This window comes from Pseudomonas sp. RGM2987, assembly GCF_022952855.1.
GTDB lineage: Bacteria > Pseudomonadota > Gammaproteobacteria > Pseudomonadales > Pseudomonadaceae > Aquipseudomonas.
This window is the reverse complement of the sequence record NZ_JALJDX010000116.1, coordinates 1-14,436: the sequence shown is the minus strand read 5'-3', so window position 1 is coordinate 14,436 and position 14,436 is coordinate 1. Positions and strand designations below refer to the sequence as shown.

Below are 14,436 nucleotides of genomic sequence, written 5' to 3'. Positions count from 1 at the left end.
GGGCGCGAAGCGGCCCCAATGATGTGTCGACTGACCCAATTGTTGGGTCTGCTGTGCAGCCCAGCGGGAGCAAGCTCCCTCGCCACAGGGGGATCGTGCAAGGCTGCTCTTGTGTGCCTTACGCCGTCGCCGCTGCGCCCACCGGTTCCACTACCCCACTCATCCCCTCCTTCATCCGCCTGGCATCGCGCACGAAACAGCGTGACGCCAGGAACAGGAACACCATGGTCAAAAACAACGCCACCGGGATCAGGTACATCGCATCGTGCAGGCCGATGGCCTTGAACGCTTCGTTCATCTGGTCGACCCCGGCCGCGGCCATGGCCGTGCGGGCAAAGTAGTCGGACAACCCGCCCACCACCACAGGCCCCAGGCCGCCACCGAGCAGGTAAAGGCCGGCGAAGAACAAGGCCATCGCCGTGGCCCGCAGGCGTGGCTCGACCACATCCTGGATCGCCGTGTACACGCAGGTGTAGAAGTTATAGGCGAACAGCCAGCCAACACTGAACACCGCAACGAACACGCCGATTTCAATTCGTCCGGCGTGCAACGCCCATGCGGTGGTCACGGTGGAGATCACCAGGCTGAACGCGGCAAACAGCAGGCGACCACTGGGCACCCGTTGATGGATCTTGTCGGCGACCCAGCCGCCGATGGTCAAGCCGAACAAGCCAGTCACGCCGACCATGATCCCGGTGGCCACCGCTGCATCAGGCAGCGACATCTGGAAGTAACGCTGCAGCATCGGCACCAGGAACGAGTTGCACGCATAGGTGGCGAAGTTGAAACACAGCCCCGCCAGCACCAGCCAGAGAAATGTTGGAATCGCCAGCACGCGACGGATCGGCCGGTCGACCCTTTCCTGGGACACTTGCACGGTTTCCGCCGCGCCGCGCTTGGGCTCCTTGATGAAGAACATGAACAGCGCCAGCACCAAGCCCGGCACGGCCGCGATAAAGAACGGCGCGCGCCAGCTGTCGAAGGCCTTGACCATCGCGCCGATGGTGAAAAAAGCCAGCAGCAGCCCGATCGGCAGCCCCAGCATGAAGATGCCCATGGCCCGCGCCCGGCGGTGGGCCGGGAACAGATCGCCGATCAGTGAGTTGGCAGCCGGCGCATAACTGGCCTCACCAATGCCGATGCCCATGCGCACCAGCAGGAACGCCCAGAAACTGCCCACCAGGCCGTTGACCGCCGTCAGCGCGCTCCAGGTCGCCAGGCCCCAGCCCATCAACTTGCTGCGCGAGCCGGTATCGGCCATGCGCCCCAGGGGCAGCCCGGCAATGGCGTAGACGATGGTGAAGGCGGTGCCGATGATGCCGATCTGGAAGTCGCTCAGGCTCCACTCCATGCGAATCGGTTCGATGATGATCGCCGGGATGGTGCGGTCGAAGAAGTTGAACAGGTTGGCGAGGAACAGCAGGAACAGAATGCGCCAGGCATTCGCCGCTTGGGTCGAGTTCTGCATGGGTCCGTCTCTTTATTGTCATGGGGCAGCGGCGAGGCGTCCGAGCCCGGAATCTGCAATCTAGACAGCAGCGCGCGGACTGTCTCTGATCATTCGCACGGCTGATACCCGACCATGGCGGGCGGCGGGTTTCTTGACGGCAGTCAACTCTATGTAACATTTGCCATCATTTTGCCCGATCCCGACTAAAGATCACGTTCCGGTGGCCGATCCAACGTGAACAGATTCTCCCGAGCGCTGTTCAGGCGTGTGCCTTGACCGCTAGGGCCGACTTCGCGCCAACACGGACGCGAGCTCCCATTCTCGATGATTCAATGACCGTGATCATCGAACCCACCAGTTCAGGCAACGGCGCACAATGACTTCCAAAAAATCAGCCACTGCGGTATCCGATCTGACCCTGGGCCCAGCCGCCAACGGCCTCGAAACGTCGCCGACGTCGAGCACCTCGCGCCCCTTGTCGACCCAGCAGTACCTGTATTTCACCGAAACCAACACCGACCGCATCCTCGATAACCTCGATGGCCTGCGTGACAGCGTATTCCCGCGCCCGCCCCACCTGGTGGACGAAGAAAGCGAACGCGGCCAGCAGGAATTCCCGTCGGTATGCCTGATCGGGTTAGGCCGTTGCGGCTCCAACATTGCCCTGGACGTGGCGGAGCTGGTGTACAACGCCCGCAAGTTCTACCTCAACGAATTCAACGCCGAAGACAAGCACTACATCGACAAGGGCTACAGCCCCGCGCAATGGATCCGCCACAACCTGCGCCTGGGCAACAGCAAGGCGAGTAAACCGGTGTTCCTGGTCGAGCCCCTGGTCATGCTCGGCGACCTGGACAAGGACATCGCCGGGCGCATCCGTTTCTCGCGCAAGGGCGAAAAAAGCGGCTTCTTGCGCGACTACAGCAAAATGAAAATCATGGACCTGTCGGAAGTCCATGCCGGTGGCGCCGGTAACGCGCCGATCCTCGGCCAGTACCTGGCCAAGATCATCCTGAACAAGGACACCCAGCGCTTCTCCAGCCCCGACTGGAAGATGATCCACTCGTACCTGATCGACAGCTGCGGCATCAAGGCCAACCAGTCACGCCTGTACTTCTCGATCTTCAGTGCCGGCGGCGGTACCGGTTCGGGCATGGCCTCGGAATTCGGCCTGGCCCAGCAATATTCGTACATGAACAAGACGTTCGACACCAAGCCGATGGACGAACACGACAGCAAGAGCGGTCATTCCTTCGTCTTCGAGCCGATCTTCACCAGCGGCATCTGCGTGCTGCCGAACATTTCCGACCATCGCAGCGAAATGTCCGAGGCGCTGCACATCAACGCCGGACGCCTGCTGTGCAAATACCTCTCGGAAGAATGGGATTTCTCATACAACTTCGCCAATGAAGACAGCAGCGAAGCCAGCGTCATGGGGCGTATCCGCCCTTGGAACGCAATGATGCTGATCTCCAACGACATCATGCGCTACGCCGAAGAAAGCGACGACGGCAACATCCAGAACATCGACGTCAACGCCATGGAGAAGCATGCCAACCAGTACATCTCCCAGCAGATCTTCAACATCCTGACCGCCCAGGCCGTCACCACCGACTACGACCAGAACTATTTCCGGCGTGCCGGCATCGACATCGGCGAAACCATCCGCCTGGACGCCAACGACCTGTTCATGAGCCTGGCTGGCCCGGTGGCGATTGCCTACGCCGAATCGGTGGTCCCGGAAACCCCGGCACCGAGCAGCGACAAGTTCAAGGTGTTCGAGAAAGAGCCGCCGCGCCTGAACATCGACGACCTGTTCTTTCGCTCCATCGACCTGCCGCACTTCAACAAAGTCACCCAGGCCATCGAGGGCATCAGCCTGCTGCCGATCGAATCCAAGCGCTACCGGGCGTCGCTGGAGCAATACAAGAACTCCGGCTACGACGCAGCCGCCCTGCATGACCTGCACTTTTTCAAGAATTGCTCGTCGGTGGTGTCGATCGTTTCGTTGCCCAAGGACTACAAGCTGTCCTACATGGACCTGAACCGGCTCAAGACCCACCTCAACAGCCTGTTCCCCAACACCACGCTCAAGCGTTACGCACTGGTGATCGGCGCCTCGGCCAACCTGTCGCTGACCACCCTGATCGCCAAGAGCCCGTGCCTGTCGGACGACTTCCTGACCCTGATCGTGGCGTTCATCAAGCGCTGCTTCGCCCGTACGCCATACCGCTTCGACGACACCCTGGACAACTCGATCCTGGACTTCATCGTCAGCGATGACTTCGATGAGGAACGGATCGACGACCTGCTCAACGAGTTCGAAAACCCGGCGAAAATCCTCGACACGAACTGGTATGCCATCAAGCCGATGTACGAGAAGAAATACCGCGAGCTGATCAGCGACAAGGAGAAATTCGTCTCGATCAACGACATCCGCCTGTCCCGCGACTGCGTGAAAAAGGCGATCAAGTACCTGCGCGAGATCTACCGTCATCGCATTGGCAAGACCAAGGTTATTTCGTTGAATAACCATACGGGGCGGACTTACTGAGGCCAGGCGTAGGATCGCATCGCCCCTTTCGCGAGCAAGCCCGCTCCCACATTGAACTGTGTTCTTCCAGGAAGAATGCGGTCCCTTTGTGGGAGCGGGCTTGCTCGCGAAGGCGGCCTTGAAGACACCACCTGAACAACATCCAGAAACAATTAAGCAGCCCAAAGGCTGCTCAATAAACTGTTCCCGTTACGTATACGTCACCCTCCCCTGTGGCGTTTCACCACGGCAGGATGCCATCACGCTACTCACCTACACACTTTCTTCTCGCCAGGAAGACGCACCAATTTGGAGCTCAGATTAATTCGACGCCCTTTCCTGGATCATTATCCAAGGCGAAACCACCACAGCCCAAAGCGTTGGATCACGCTCCAGGAAATCCAGCGCCCGCGTTTCAGACAGCTTGGCGAGTTGCCCGGCGGCCAGCCAGGCGGCGACTTTGGTACCTTCGTCCTCGGCGACGGCTTCGGCGGCGGCGATCAAATCCAGTGCCGGGTCGACCCACAATAGGGCACCCTTGGCAAAGAACGGCTCTAACTCTTTCCAGGTGATGGATGCGGTTTCACCAAGCAGCTTGGCATAGAGGGTGCTAGGTTCTTCATTCATGGGAGCTGTCCGGAAAAGAAATCGGCGCGAATGATAACGTCGGTGGTCTGGCAGAAAAACCCGGTAGCAATTGGAGTACCGATTGAAAAGCGCAGCAAAGCCACGGATTGCCGATTTTCCCCGGTCAAAGCCCGCCGCTATTCTGTCTTTTTCTTTCAATAAAGCGACACCCTCAGGTTTTGCCCCCAAGCGCCAGCTTCCCTTGCCAACAACCGGCGCTCTACACTGTACCGGTACAGTTGCCGGGGGCATTTTCCGCGAGGGTATCCAAGATATCTGACCCGGTTCTGCTGCTACGGCGCCAGGACTATAAAAACTACAACAGCATGAGTGGAGCACTATGACTAAGGCTACTAAGCAGATTTCCAAACTGTTTGCCGCTATGGTTCTGGCCGGGGTTGCCAGCCATTCGTTCGCCGCCGACACCATCAAGATCGGCATCGCCGGCCCGAAGACCGGCCCTGTGGCTCAATACGGCGACATGCAGTTCAGTGGTTCCAAAATGGCCATCGAACAGATCAACGCCAAGGGCGGCGTCAACGGCAAGCAACTCGTGGCCGTTGAATACGATGACGCCTGCGATCCGAAACAAGCGGTCGCCGTTGCGAACAAAGTCGTCAACGACGGCGTCAAGTTCGTGGTCGGCCACCTGTGCTCCAGCTCCACCCAGCCGGCTTCGGACATCTATGAAGACGAAGGCGTGGTCATGATCACCCCGGCCGCCACCAGCCCGGACATCACCGCTCGCGGCTACAAGATGATCTTCCGCACCATCGGCCTGGACAGCGCCCAAGGCCCAGCGGCCGGCAACTACATCGCCGACCACGTCAAGCCGAAGATCGTTGCGGTCCTGCACGACAAGCAGCAATACGGTGAAGGCATCGCCAGCGCCGTGAAGAAAACCCTCGAAGGCAAAGGCGTGAAAGTGGCCGTCTTCGAAGGCGTGAACGCCGGCGACAAAGACTTCTCCTCGATGATCGCCAAGCTCAAGCAGGCCAACGTCGATTTCGTCTACTACGGCGGCTACCACCCGGAGCTGGGCCTGATCCTGCGTCAAGCCCAGGAAAAAGGCCTGAAGGCCAAGTTCATGGGGCCGGAAGGCGTGGGTAACGACTCGATTTCGCAGATCGCCAAGGAGTCCTCCGAAGGCCTGCTGGTGACCCTGCCGAAATCCTTCGACCAGGATCCGGCCAACGTGGCCCTGGCTGACGCGTTCAAGGCCAAGAAGGAAGATCCGAGCGGCCCGTTCGTGTTCCCGTCCTACTCCGCGGTCCAGGTGATCGCCCAGGCTATCACCGAAACCAAGAGCGAAGACCCGGCCAAAGTGGCTGAAGCCATCCACGCCGGTACCTTCAAGACACCTACCGGTGACTTGAGCTTCGACAAGAACGGCGACCTGAAAGACTTCAAGTTCGTGGTCTACGAGTGGCATTTCGGCAAGCCTAAAACCGAAGCTTCGCCTCAGTAAGGCCCTGCCTGACTGACTGCCAATAAAGCCCACGGCGTGCCGTGGGCTTTGTTTTGAATGTATTGGGCCGCGCTGGCGTGATCCGCCAGTCTCCCCACCTGAAAATCTCAAAACCGTCATCAGCGGTTCGCTGGCAAACCTCGTGCTCGAAGTGGATGCAGATCCACGGGGCCCGGGCGGGAAAATGACTCCACCAGTGAAATGCGTATCAGGTTTTTAGGAGCGCTGTAATGCCTGACATCTATCACTTCTTCCAGCAGCTGGTTAACGGCCTGACCGTTGGCAGCACGTATGCCCTGATCGCCATCGGCTATACGATGGTCTACGGCATCATTGGAATGATCAACTTCGCCCACGGCGAGGTGTACATGATCGGCTCCTACGTGGCGTTCATCGCCATCGCCGGGCTGAGCATGATGGGACTCGACAGTGTCCCGCTGTTGATGACCGCGGCTTTCATCGCGAGCATCGTGGTCACCAGTTCCTATGGCTACAGCATCGAACGGATCGCCTACCGCCCCCTGCGCGGCAGCAACCGTCTGATCCCGCTGATTTCCGCCATCGGCATGTCGATTTTCCTGCAAAACACGGTACTGCTCTCGCAAGACTCCAAGGACAAATCCATTCCCAACCTGATCCCGGGCAACTTTGCCATCGGGCCAGGCGGGGCACATGAAGTGCTGATTTCCTACATGCAAATCGTGGTGTTCGTGGTGACCCTGGTCGCCATGCTCGGCCTGACGCTGTTCATCTCCCGTTCCCGCCTGGGCCGCGCTTGCCGCGCCTGCGCCGAGGACATCAAGATGGCCAACCTGCTGGGCATCAACACCAACAACATCATCGCCCTGACATTCGTCATCGGTGCGGCACTGGCCGCCGTCGCCGCGGTGCTGTTGAGCATGCAATACGGTGTGATCAACCCCAACGCCGGTTTCCTCGTCGGCCTAAAAGCCTTCACCGCCGCGGTACTGGGCGGCATCGGCAGCATTCCCGGCGCGATGCTCGGCGGGTTGGTGCTGGGCGTGGCAGAGGCCTTTGGCGCCGACATCTTCGGCGACCAGTACAAGGACGTCGTGGCATTCGGCTTGTTGGTTCTGGTTCTGTTATTCCGGCCGACCGGCATCCTGGGCCGCCCGGAGGTTGAAAAAGTATGACTAGGCATCTCAAATCGGCGCTCTTCAGCGCCCTGCTGGTCTGGGCCGTGGCCTACCCGGTACTGGGTCTCAAACTGACCATCGTCGGCATCAACCTGGAAGTGCATGGCACCAGCCCGACCACCATGGCGATCATCGCCATCTGCTCGCTGCTGATGTTCCTGCGGGTGCTGTTCAGCACGCAGATCAGCGCCGCCTGGAAGTCTTCGCCAGGCCTGCCGGTGATCCCGGCCAAGGCCAGCAACTTCCTGACCTTGCCGAGCACCCAGCGCTGGATTGTGCTGGCACTGATCGTCGTGGCCCTGGTGTGGCCGTTCTTCGGCTCCCGCGGCGCGGTGGACATCGCCACGCTGATCCTGATCTACGTGATGCTCGGCCTTGGCCTGAACATCGTGGTAGGCCTGGCCGGCCTGCTGGACCTGGGTTACGTGGGCTTCTATGCCGTCGGCGCCTACAGCTATGCGCTGCTGTCCCACTACTTCGGCCTGAGCTTCTGGATCTGCCTGCCGATCGCCGGGATGATGGCCGCCACCTTCGGCTTCCTGCTGGGCTTCCCGGTACTGCGCCTGCGCGGTGACTACCTGGCCATCGTGACCCTGGGCTTCGGTGAGATCATCCGGCTGTTCCTGCGCAACCTGACCGACATCACCGGTGGCCCGAACGGCATCAGCAACATCGAGAAACCGACGTTCTTCGGCCTGACCTTCGAACGTAAAGCCGCCGAAGGCCTGCAGACCTTCCACGAGTACTTCGGCCTGGAATACAACTCGATCAACAAGGTGATCTTCCTCTACCTGGTTGCGCTGTTGCTGGCCCTGGCGGCGCTGTTCGTCATCAACCGCCTGCTGCGCATGCCGATCGGCCGTGCCTGGGAAGCGCTGCGTGAAGATGAAATCGCCTGCCGCGCCCTGGGTCTCAACCCGACCGTGATCAAGCTGTCGGCCTTTACCCTCGGTGCTGCGTTCGCTGGTTTTGCTGGCAGTTTCTTCGCCGCCCGCCAGGGTCTGGTGACACCGGAGTCGTTCACCTTCATCGAGTCGGCGATCATCCTCGCCATCGTGGTGTTGGGCGGGATGGGTTCGCAGCTGGGTGTGATCCTGGCCGCCGTCGTAATGATCCTGCTGCCTGAAATGATGCGTGAATTCAGCGAATACCGCATGTTGATGTTCGGCGCCCTGATGGTGCTGATGATGATCTGGCGTCCTCAAGGTTTGCTGCCTATGCAACGCCCCCACATGGAGCTGCGCAAATGAGCCGCGAGATCCTCAAGGTTGAAAATTTAAGCATGCGCTTCGGCGGCCTGCTCGCGGTCAACGGCGTGGCCCTGACAGTGAAAGAGAAGCAGGTGGTTGCCTTGATCGGGCCGAACGGCGCGGGCAAGACCACGGTATTCAACTGCCTGACCGGCTTCTACCAGCCCACCGGTGGCACGATCCTGCTGGACGGCGAGCCGATCCAGGGCCTGGCCGGCCATCACATCGCCCGCAAGGGCGTGGTGCGTACCTTCCAGAACGTGCGGTTGTTCAAGGACATGACGGCGGTCGAGAACCTGTTGATCGCCCAGCACCGTCACCTGAACACCAACTTCTTTGCCGGCCTGTTCAAGACCCCGGCGTTCCGCAAGAGCGAGCGCGAGGCGATGGAGTACGCCGAGTACTGGCTGGACAAGGTCAACCTCAAGGAATTCGCCAACCGTACCGCCGGGACCCTGGCCTACGGTCAGCAACGGCGCCTGGAAATCGCCCGCTGCATGATGACTCGCCCGCGAATCCTCATGCTCGACGAACCTGCCGCCGGCCTGAACCCCAAGGAAACCGAAGACCTGAAGGCGCTGATCGGCGTGCTGCGTGAGGAGCACAACGTCACCGTGCTGCTGATCGAGCACGACATGAAACTGGTCATGAGCATTTCCGATCACATCGTCGTGATCAACCAGGGCACGCCCCTGGCCGACGGCTCGCCGGAACAGATCCGCGACAATCCCGACGTGATCAAAGCCTACCTGGGGGAAGCGTAAATGCTGCAGTTCGAAAACGTTTCCACGTTCTACGGCAAGATCCAGGCCCTGCACAGCGTCAACGTCGATGTCCGCCAGGGCGAGATCGTAACGCTGATCGGTGCCAACGGCGCCGGCAAGTCCACCCTGTTGATGACACTCTGCGGTTCACCCCAGGCCCACAGCGGCAGCATCCGTTACATGGGTGAGGAACTGGTGGGCCAGGACTCATCGCAGATCATGCGCAAGAGCATCGCGGTGGTGCCGGAAGGCCGTCGGGTCTTTGCCCGGCTGACCGTGGAAGAAAACCTCGCCATGGGTGGGTTCTTCACCAACAAAGGCGATTTTCAGGAGCAGATGGACAAGGTGTTGCACCTTTTTCCACGCCTGAAGGAACGCTTTACCCAGCGCGGCGGCACCATGTCCGGCGGCGAACAGCAGATGCTCGCCATCGGCCGTGCGCTGATGAGCAAGCCCAAGCTGCTGCTGCTCGACGAGCCTTCCCTGGGCCTGGCGCCGATCATCATCCAGCAGATATTCGACATCATCGAACAGCTGCGCAAGGATGGCGTGACGGTGTTCCTGGTCGAGCAGAACGCCAACCAGGCGCTGAAAATCGCTGACCGGGCGTACGTGCTGGAGAATGGTCGCGTAGTCATGCAAGGCACCGGTGAAGCGCTGCTGACCGATCCGAAAGTGCGCGAGGCGTATCTGGGCGGTTGAGTCCGTTGCGAGATGAAAAAACGGCTTTCGGGCCGTTTTTTTTCGGGCGCGTTTCAACCGATCCTCTGCCGGCGCCTTTGTGGCGAGGGAGCTTGCTCCCGCTGGGCTGCGAAGCGGCCCCTGGCTTTTGCGGTTGCTGCGCAACCGAGCGGGAGCAAGCTCCCTCGCCACGGGATCGGTCCAGGTCAGAGTCGATCCAACGCCTCCCCACTGCGCTTGAACCAATCCAACAGATAATCCGCCAGCACCTGGGTCCGCTTGGGCAAGCCACCCTGATATGGGTGCACCAGGTACATCGGCATACGTCGGGTCTGATAATCGCGCAGTACCCAGCGCAGGCGTCCGTCAGCCAGTTCTTCATGGAGCAGGTACGACGGCAGCCGGGCGATTCCCGCACCAGCCAGGGCGGCTTTTTTCAACAGGCTGTAGTGGTTGCTGGCGAACGGTCCCGACACCCTGACCCGCAACAATTCATGTTGCTGGTGATAGAGCCATTCTTCCCGGCCACTGTAGTGGCTGTTGAGCAAACAATGGTGTTCGGCCAGGGCCTGGGGGGTCAGGGGTTCGCCGTGGCGCTGGAGATAGTCCGGGCTGGCGCAGGTCATTTCATGCCAGGCCAACAGCGGCCGGGCCACCAGGCGTTCATCGATGGCGGCGTCCGAGCGGATCGCCAGGTCGAAGCTATCGCGGGTCAGGTCGCGGTAACCGTTGTTGAGCTCCAGTTCGAGCTGCACGTTGGGATAACTGCGGGCAAATTCCGTCAGCAATCCGTCAAAGAACGTTTCGCCCAGCGAAACCGGAACCGTCATACGCACCGGCCCGGAGATTTCGTCCTTCAACCGCGCTAATGCCTGACGCGCCCTTTCCACCTGGGCGAGCAACGCCTGGGCCTGGGGCAACAGCGCCGCGCCGGCTGCAGTGAGGCTCAGGCGCCGTGTGGTGCGTTGCAGCAACCGCACGGAAAACCGACTCTCCAAGGCGCTGATGCGCTTGGATAACTGGCCTTTGCTGCAGCCCAATTGCTGCGCGGCGAGTGTGAAGCTGCCAGCGTCCATCAACACGGCAAATGCCGCCAGGTCATCCATCTCGCTCATTGGATTGTTTCCAATTGAAAACCAAAGGTTGCCTATTAGCGCGCTTATCGAAAGTAAAAACCACTCTAGACTGCAACCTCGTTCAACCCAAATGAGGAATCGCCCATGAAAATCCTGTTGATCGGCGCCAACGGCACCATCGGCTCGGCCATTGATAAAGAACTCTCACCTCGTCATGAAATCGTCCGCATCGGGCGCAACAGCGGTGAGTTGCAAGTGGACATCAGCGACAGCGCCTCGATCCGCGCCCTGTTTGAAAAGACCGGGCGCTTCGATGCCCTGGTTTGCGCAGCCGGCAATGTCACGTTTGCGCCGCTGGGCGAGATGACTGAAGAGAGCTTCGCCCTGGGCTTGAAAGACAAGCTGATGGGCCAGGTCAACCTGCTGCTGATCGGCCGTGAATTCGCCAACGAGGGCGCGTCCTTCACCTTCACCACCGGCGTGCTCAGCCACGACCCGATCAAGAGCGGTGCGTCGGCGGCCCTGGTCAACGGCGCCCTGGACAGTTTCGTCCGCGCGGCGGCAATCGAGCTGCCTCGGGGCCTGCGGGTCAACTCGGTGAGCCCGAACGTGCTGCTGGAAGCCATGGGCAAGTACGCGCCTTACTTCCGTGGGTTCAAACCGGTGCCAGCCGCAGATGTCGCTTTGGCCTACGCCAAAAGTGTCGAAGGCCTACACACCGGTCAGATCTTTCACGTTGGCTAACGCCCCTTGTGATGCAGGACCAGTCTGAGTAACGTGGCGGCACTTGACTGGAGACCCAATGATGCGTGCCGCCCGTTCCCTGCTGTTTGTCGCCCTCCTGCCGCTGTTCGCCGGCTGCCAGCTGCTCGAGGCGCCACGCCAGAGCGCTTCCCACGCCGGCCAGACGCGCATGCAGGGCGAGCTGACGGCAGCCGACGGCAAACTGGTGTTCCAGCCGTGTCAGGAACAGCGTCGCTACATCGTCAACGACAGTGGCGGCACCAGCGTGCTGCAGCAGGCAGCCAGCCTGGCTAATGACCAGGGCAAGCTGTTTGCCGATGTACGAGGCCGTATCGTCTCCAGCGCGGCGGCCGGTGCCGACAGCCAGTTGGACCTGGAGCAGCTGTATCGCCTGGAGCGCTCGGGCAGCGCCTGTGACGACATCAATTTCAAACCGCTGGTGCTGCGTGCCACCGGTCATGGCCCGCAATGGAGCCTTAACGCCAGCGGCAAAGGCATGGTGCTGGAACGCGAGGGCCAGCCGACCCTGGCGGTGCCCTACCTGGAAGAACAGCTGGGAGACGGCCGCTTCAACCTCAGCACCGAAGCCAACGGCCAGAAAGTCGAACTCTGGGTCGCGCCACAGCGCTGCGTCGACCCAGTCACCGGCAGCATCCAGCACATGAGCGCCGAAATCCGCGTCAACGGCCAGATCCAGCGCGGCTGCGCCTACTTCGGCGGCGCGCGCAACGACTGATTCGATCACCCTGTGAGTGCTTCGCACTCAAGCGGGAGCAAGCTCCCTCGCCACATAGACCGGGCCCAACCGAATATTGTGAGCAACCCGACCCCGTGGCGAGGGAGCTTGCTCCCGCTGGGCGCGAAGCGGCCCTGAAGCCCGAGCACTCGATACCGACGCCATCACGCCTGTCCCTTTCGACCAAGCTCACGCCACAAATCAGGCATTGCGGCTTATAATCGCCGGTTTGAAGCACGCCCTGGCGCAGTTGCGCGCCCCGCGAACCGGATCCCGTCATGTTACGAATCACCGAACTCAAGCTGCCGATCGATCACCCCGAAGAAGACCTGCGCCCCGCCATCGTGCAGCGCCTGGGCATCGCCAGCGATGACCTGCTCGACTTCACCCTGTTCAAACGCAGCTACGACGCACGCAAGAAATCCTCCGAACTGTGCTTCATCTACACCATCGACCTGACGGTGCGCGATGAAGCCAGCCTGCTGCGCAAGTTCGCCGATGACCGTAACGTCAACGAAGCGCCGGATGTCAGTTACAAGATGGTCGGCCAGGCCACGACCGATGTCGGCGAGCGACCGATCGTGGTCGGTTTCGGCCCGTGCGGGATCTTCGCCGCCCTGCTGCTGGCGCAAATGGGCTTCAAGCCGATCATCCTCGAGCGCGGTCCGGAAGTCCGCCAGCGCACCAAGGACACCTGGGGCCTGTGGCGCAAAAGCGTGCTCAACCCTGAATCCAACGTGCAGTTTGGCGAAGGCGGCGCGGGCACGTTTTCCGATGGCAAGCTCTACAGCCAGATCAAGGACCCGAAGTTCCTCGGCCGCAAAGTCCTGCACGAATTCGTCAAGGCCGGGGCGCCGGAAGAAATCCTCTACGTCAGCAAACCGCACATCGGTACCTTCCGCCTCACCGGCGTGGTGGAAAACATGCGCGAGCAGATTCGTGCACTGGGCGGTGAAGTGCGCTTCCAGCAGCGGGTCACCGACGTGCTGATCGAGAACGGCCAATTGGTCGGTGTCGAACTGGCCGGTGGCGAGCGCATCCACTCCCGGCACGTGATCCTGGCCTTGGGCCACAGTGCCCGGGACACCTTCCGCATGCTCCACAGCCGCGGCGTGTACATGGAAGCCAAGCCGTTCTCGGTGGGGTTCCGTATCGAACACCCGCAATCGCTGATCGACAGCGCACGCCTGGGCAAGTACGCCGGGCATCCGAAACTCGGCGCGGCCGACTACAAACTGGTGCACCACGCCAGGAACGGGCGCTCGGTGTACAGTTTCTGCATGTGCCCGGGCGGCACCGTGGTGGCCGCGACGTCCGAACCGAACCGTGTCGTGACCAACGGCATGAGCCAGTACTCGCGCAACGAACGCAACGCCAACTCAGGCATCGTCGTCGGCATTACGCCGGAGGTGGATTATCCGGGCGGCCCGCTGGCGGGGATCGAATTGCAGGAACGCCTGGAGTCCCACGCGTTCGTGCTCGGTGGCAGCAACTACGAAGCGCCGGCGCAGCTGGTGGGTGACTTTATTGCCGGCAAGCCGTCCACCGCCTTGGGTAGCGTCGAACCGTCCTACAAACCCGGCGTCTCGCTAGGTGACCTGGCCCTGGCCCTGCCAGACTTCGCCATCGAAGCCATCCGCGAAGCCCTGCCGGCATTCGAAAAACAGATTCGCGGCTACTCGCTGTATGACGCGGTACTGACCGGGATCGAAACCCGCACCTCGTCGCCGCTGCGCATCACCCGCAACGAATCGTTGCAGAGCCTGAATGTGAAGGGCCTGTTCCCGGCGGGCGAAGGCGCCGGCTATGCGGGCGGAATCCTGTCGGCCGGCGTGGACGGGATCCGGATTGCCGAGGCTGTGGCGCGGGATATCCTCGGCCTCAAGGCTTAAACCTCACCCCCCTGTGGGAGCGGGCTTGCTCGCGAAAAGCGGTGATTCAGTCGAATAA

General features: G+C 61.0%; 12 protein-coding genes. 9 read left to right on the top strand and 3 right to left on the bottom strand.

What is annotated here, in order from left to right; translation table 11 throughout:
- Positions 1–118: 118 nt before the first annotated feature.
- Positions 119–1,468 (bottom strand): MFS transporter, encoded by a 1,350-nt coding sequence (locus RGM2987_RS02770; RefSeq protein ID WP_245138590.1) that lies wholly within the window; start codon positions 1,466–1,468, stop codon positions 119–121.
- A gap of 358 nt (positions 1,469–1,826) precedes the next feature.
- Here RGM2987_RS02770 and RGM2987_RS02765 point away from each other — a divergent pair, with 358 nt between their 5' ends.
- Complete coding sequence (locus RGM2987_RS02765) at positions 1,827–4,004, top strand: hypothetical protein (protein WP_245138589.1); 2,178 nt, start codon at positions 1,827–1,829, stop codon at positions 4,002–4,004.
- A 300-nt stretch (positions 4,005–4,304) separates the two neighbouring features.
- Here RGM2987_RS02765 and RGM2987_RS02760 read toward each other — a convergent pair whose 3' ends face one another.
- Positions 4,305–4,610 carry a DUF2288 domain-containing protein gene (locus tag RGM2987_RS02760; RefSeq protein ID WP_245138592.1) on the bottom strand — a complete coding sequence of 102 codons (306 nt, stop codon included), beginning with the start codon at positions 4,608–4,610 and terminating at the stop codon, positions 4,305–4,307.
- Between the two features lie 340 nt (positions 4,611–4,950).
- Between RGM2987_RS02760 and RGM2987_RS02755 the strand changes: the two genes are divergently transcribed.
- From RGM2987_RS02755 to RGM2987_RS02735, 5 genes are all read left to right on the top strand, one after another.
- Positions 4,951–6,078, top strand: coding sequence for a branched-chain amino acid ABC transporter substrate-binding protein (locus RGM2987_RS02755; RefSeq protein ID WP_245138588.1), 1,128 nt, complete (start codon positions 4,951–4,953; stop codon positions 6,076–6,078).
- Positions 6,079–6,308: 230 nt separating this feature from the next.
- Entirely contained in the window at positions 6,309–7,232 is a 924-nt protein-coding gene (gene livH / locus RGM2987_RS02750; protein WP_245138587.1) for a high-affinity branched-chain amino acid ABC transporter permease LivH, read from the top strand.
- Positions 7,229–8,485, top strand: a complete 1,257-nt coding sequence (locus RGM2987_RS02745) for a high-affinity branched-chain amino acid ABC transporter permease LivM (protein WP_245138586.1) — start codon at positions 7,229–7,231, stop codon at positions 8,483–8,485. The genes livH and RGM2987_RS02745 overlap by 4 nt, the downstream gene beginning before the upstream one ends.
- Positions 8,482–9,249: a high-affinity branched-chain amino acid ABC transporter ATP-binding protein LivG gene (livG, locus tag RGM2987_RS02740; protein ID WP_245138585.1), complete on the top strand. Its 768-nt coding sequence runs from the start codon at positions 8,482–8,484 to the stop codon at positions 9,247–9,249. The genes RGM2987_RS02745 and livG overlap by 4 nt, the downstream gene beginning before the upstream one ends.
- Positions 9,250–9,951: an ABC transporter ATP-binding protein gene (locus RGM2987_RS02735; protein WP_245138584.1), complete on the top strand. Its 702-nt coding sequence runs from the start codon at positions 9,250–9,252 to the stop codon at positions 9,949–9,951.
- Positions 9,952–10,136: 185 nt separating this feature from the next.
- Here the strand turns inward: RGM2987_RS02735 and RGM2987_RS02730 are convergent, their stop codons facing one another.
- Positions 10,137–11,045 (bottom strand): LysR family transcriptional regulator, encoded by a 909-nt coding sequence (locus RGM2987_RS02730; protein ID WP_245138583.1) that lies wholly within the window; start codon positions 11,043–11,045, stop codon positions 10,137–10,139.
- Positions 11,046–11,150: 105 nt separating this feature from the next.
- Between RGM2987_RS02730 and RGM2987_RS02725 the strand changes: the two genes are divergently transcribed.
- The 3 genes from RGM2987_RS02725 to RGM2987_RS02715 all read left to right on the top strand — a co-directional run bounded on the left by RGM2987_RS02725 (position 11,151) and on the right by RGM2987_RS02715 (position 14,378).
- A complete protein-coding gene (locus RGM2987_RS02725; protein WP_245138582.1) occupies positions 11,151–11,750 on the top strand; it encodes a short chain dehydrogenase in 600 nt (199 codons plus the stop codon).
- Between the two features lie 61 nt (positions 11,751–11,811).
- Complete coding sequence (locus RGM2987_RS02720) at positions 11,812–12,486, top strand: hypothetical protein (RefSeq protein ID WP_245138591.1); 675 nt, start codon at positions 11,812–11,814, stop codon at positions 12,484–12,486.
- A gap of 278 nt (positions 12,487–12,764) precedes the next feature.
- Positions 12,765–14,378: an NAD(P)/FAD-dependent oxidoreductase gene (locus RGM2987_RS02715; RefSeq protein WP_245138581.1), complete on the top strand. Its 1,614-nt coding sequence runs from the start codon at positions 12,765–12,767 to the stop codon at positions 14,376–14,378.
- Positions 14,379–14,436 lie beyond the last annotated feature (58 nt).

What these genes read in the sequence shown, in the direction of transcription:
- RGM2987_RS02770 (WP_245138590.1), bottom strand. Translation starts at nt 1,468, where the DNA reads ATGCAGAACTCGACCCAAGCGGCGAATGCCTGGCGCATTCTGTTCCTG.
- RGM2987_RS02765 (WP_245138589.1), top strand. Translation starts at nt 1,827, where the DNA reads ATGACTTCCAAAAAATCAGCCACTGCGGTATCCGATCTGACCCTGGGC.
- RGM2987_RS02760 (WP_245138592.1), bottom strand. Translation starts at nt 4,610, where the DNA reads ATGAATGAAGAACCTAGCACCCTCTATGCCAAGCTGCTTGGTGAAACC.
- RGM2987_RS02755 (WP_245138588.1), top strand. Translation starts at nt 4,951, where the DNA reads ATGACTAAGGCTACTAAGCAGATTTCCAAACTGTTTGCCGCTATGGTT.
- livH (WP_245138587.1), top strand. Translation starts at nt 6,309, where the DNA reads ATGCCTGACATCTATCACTTCTTCCAGCAGCTGGTTAACGGCCTGACC.
- RGM2987_RS02745 (WP_245138586.1), top strand. Translation starts at nt 7,229, where the DNA reads ATGACTAGGCATCTCAAATCGGCGCTCTTCAGCGCCCTGCTGGTCTGG.
- livG (WP_245138585.1), top strand. Translation starts at nt 8,482, where the DNA reads ATGAGCCGCGAGATCCTCAAGGTTGAAAATTTAAGCATGCGCTTCGGC.
- RGM2987_RS02735 (WP_245138584.1), top strand. Translation starts at nt 9,250, where the DNA reads ATGCTGCAGTTCGAAAACGTTTCCACGTTCTACGGCAAGATCCAGGCC.
- RGM2987_RS02730 (WP_245138583.1), bottom strand. Translation starts at nt 11,045, where the DNA reads ATGAGCGAGATGGATGACCTGGCGGCATTTGCCGTGTTGATGGACGCT.
- RGM2987_RS02725 (WP_245138582.1), top strand. Translation starts at nt 11,151, where the DNA reads ATGAAAATCCTGTTGATCGGCGCCAACGGCACCATCGGCTCGGCCATT.
- RGM2987_RS02720 (WP_245138591.1), top strand. Translation starts at nt 11,812, where the DNA reads ATGCGTGCCGCCCGTTCCCTGCTGTTTGTCGCCCTCCTGCCGCTGTTC.
- RGM2987_RS02715 (WP_245138581.1), top strand. Translation starts at nt 12,765, where the DNA reads ATGTTACGAATCACCGAACTCAAGCTGCCGATCGATCACCCCGAAGAA.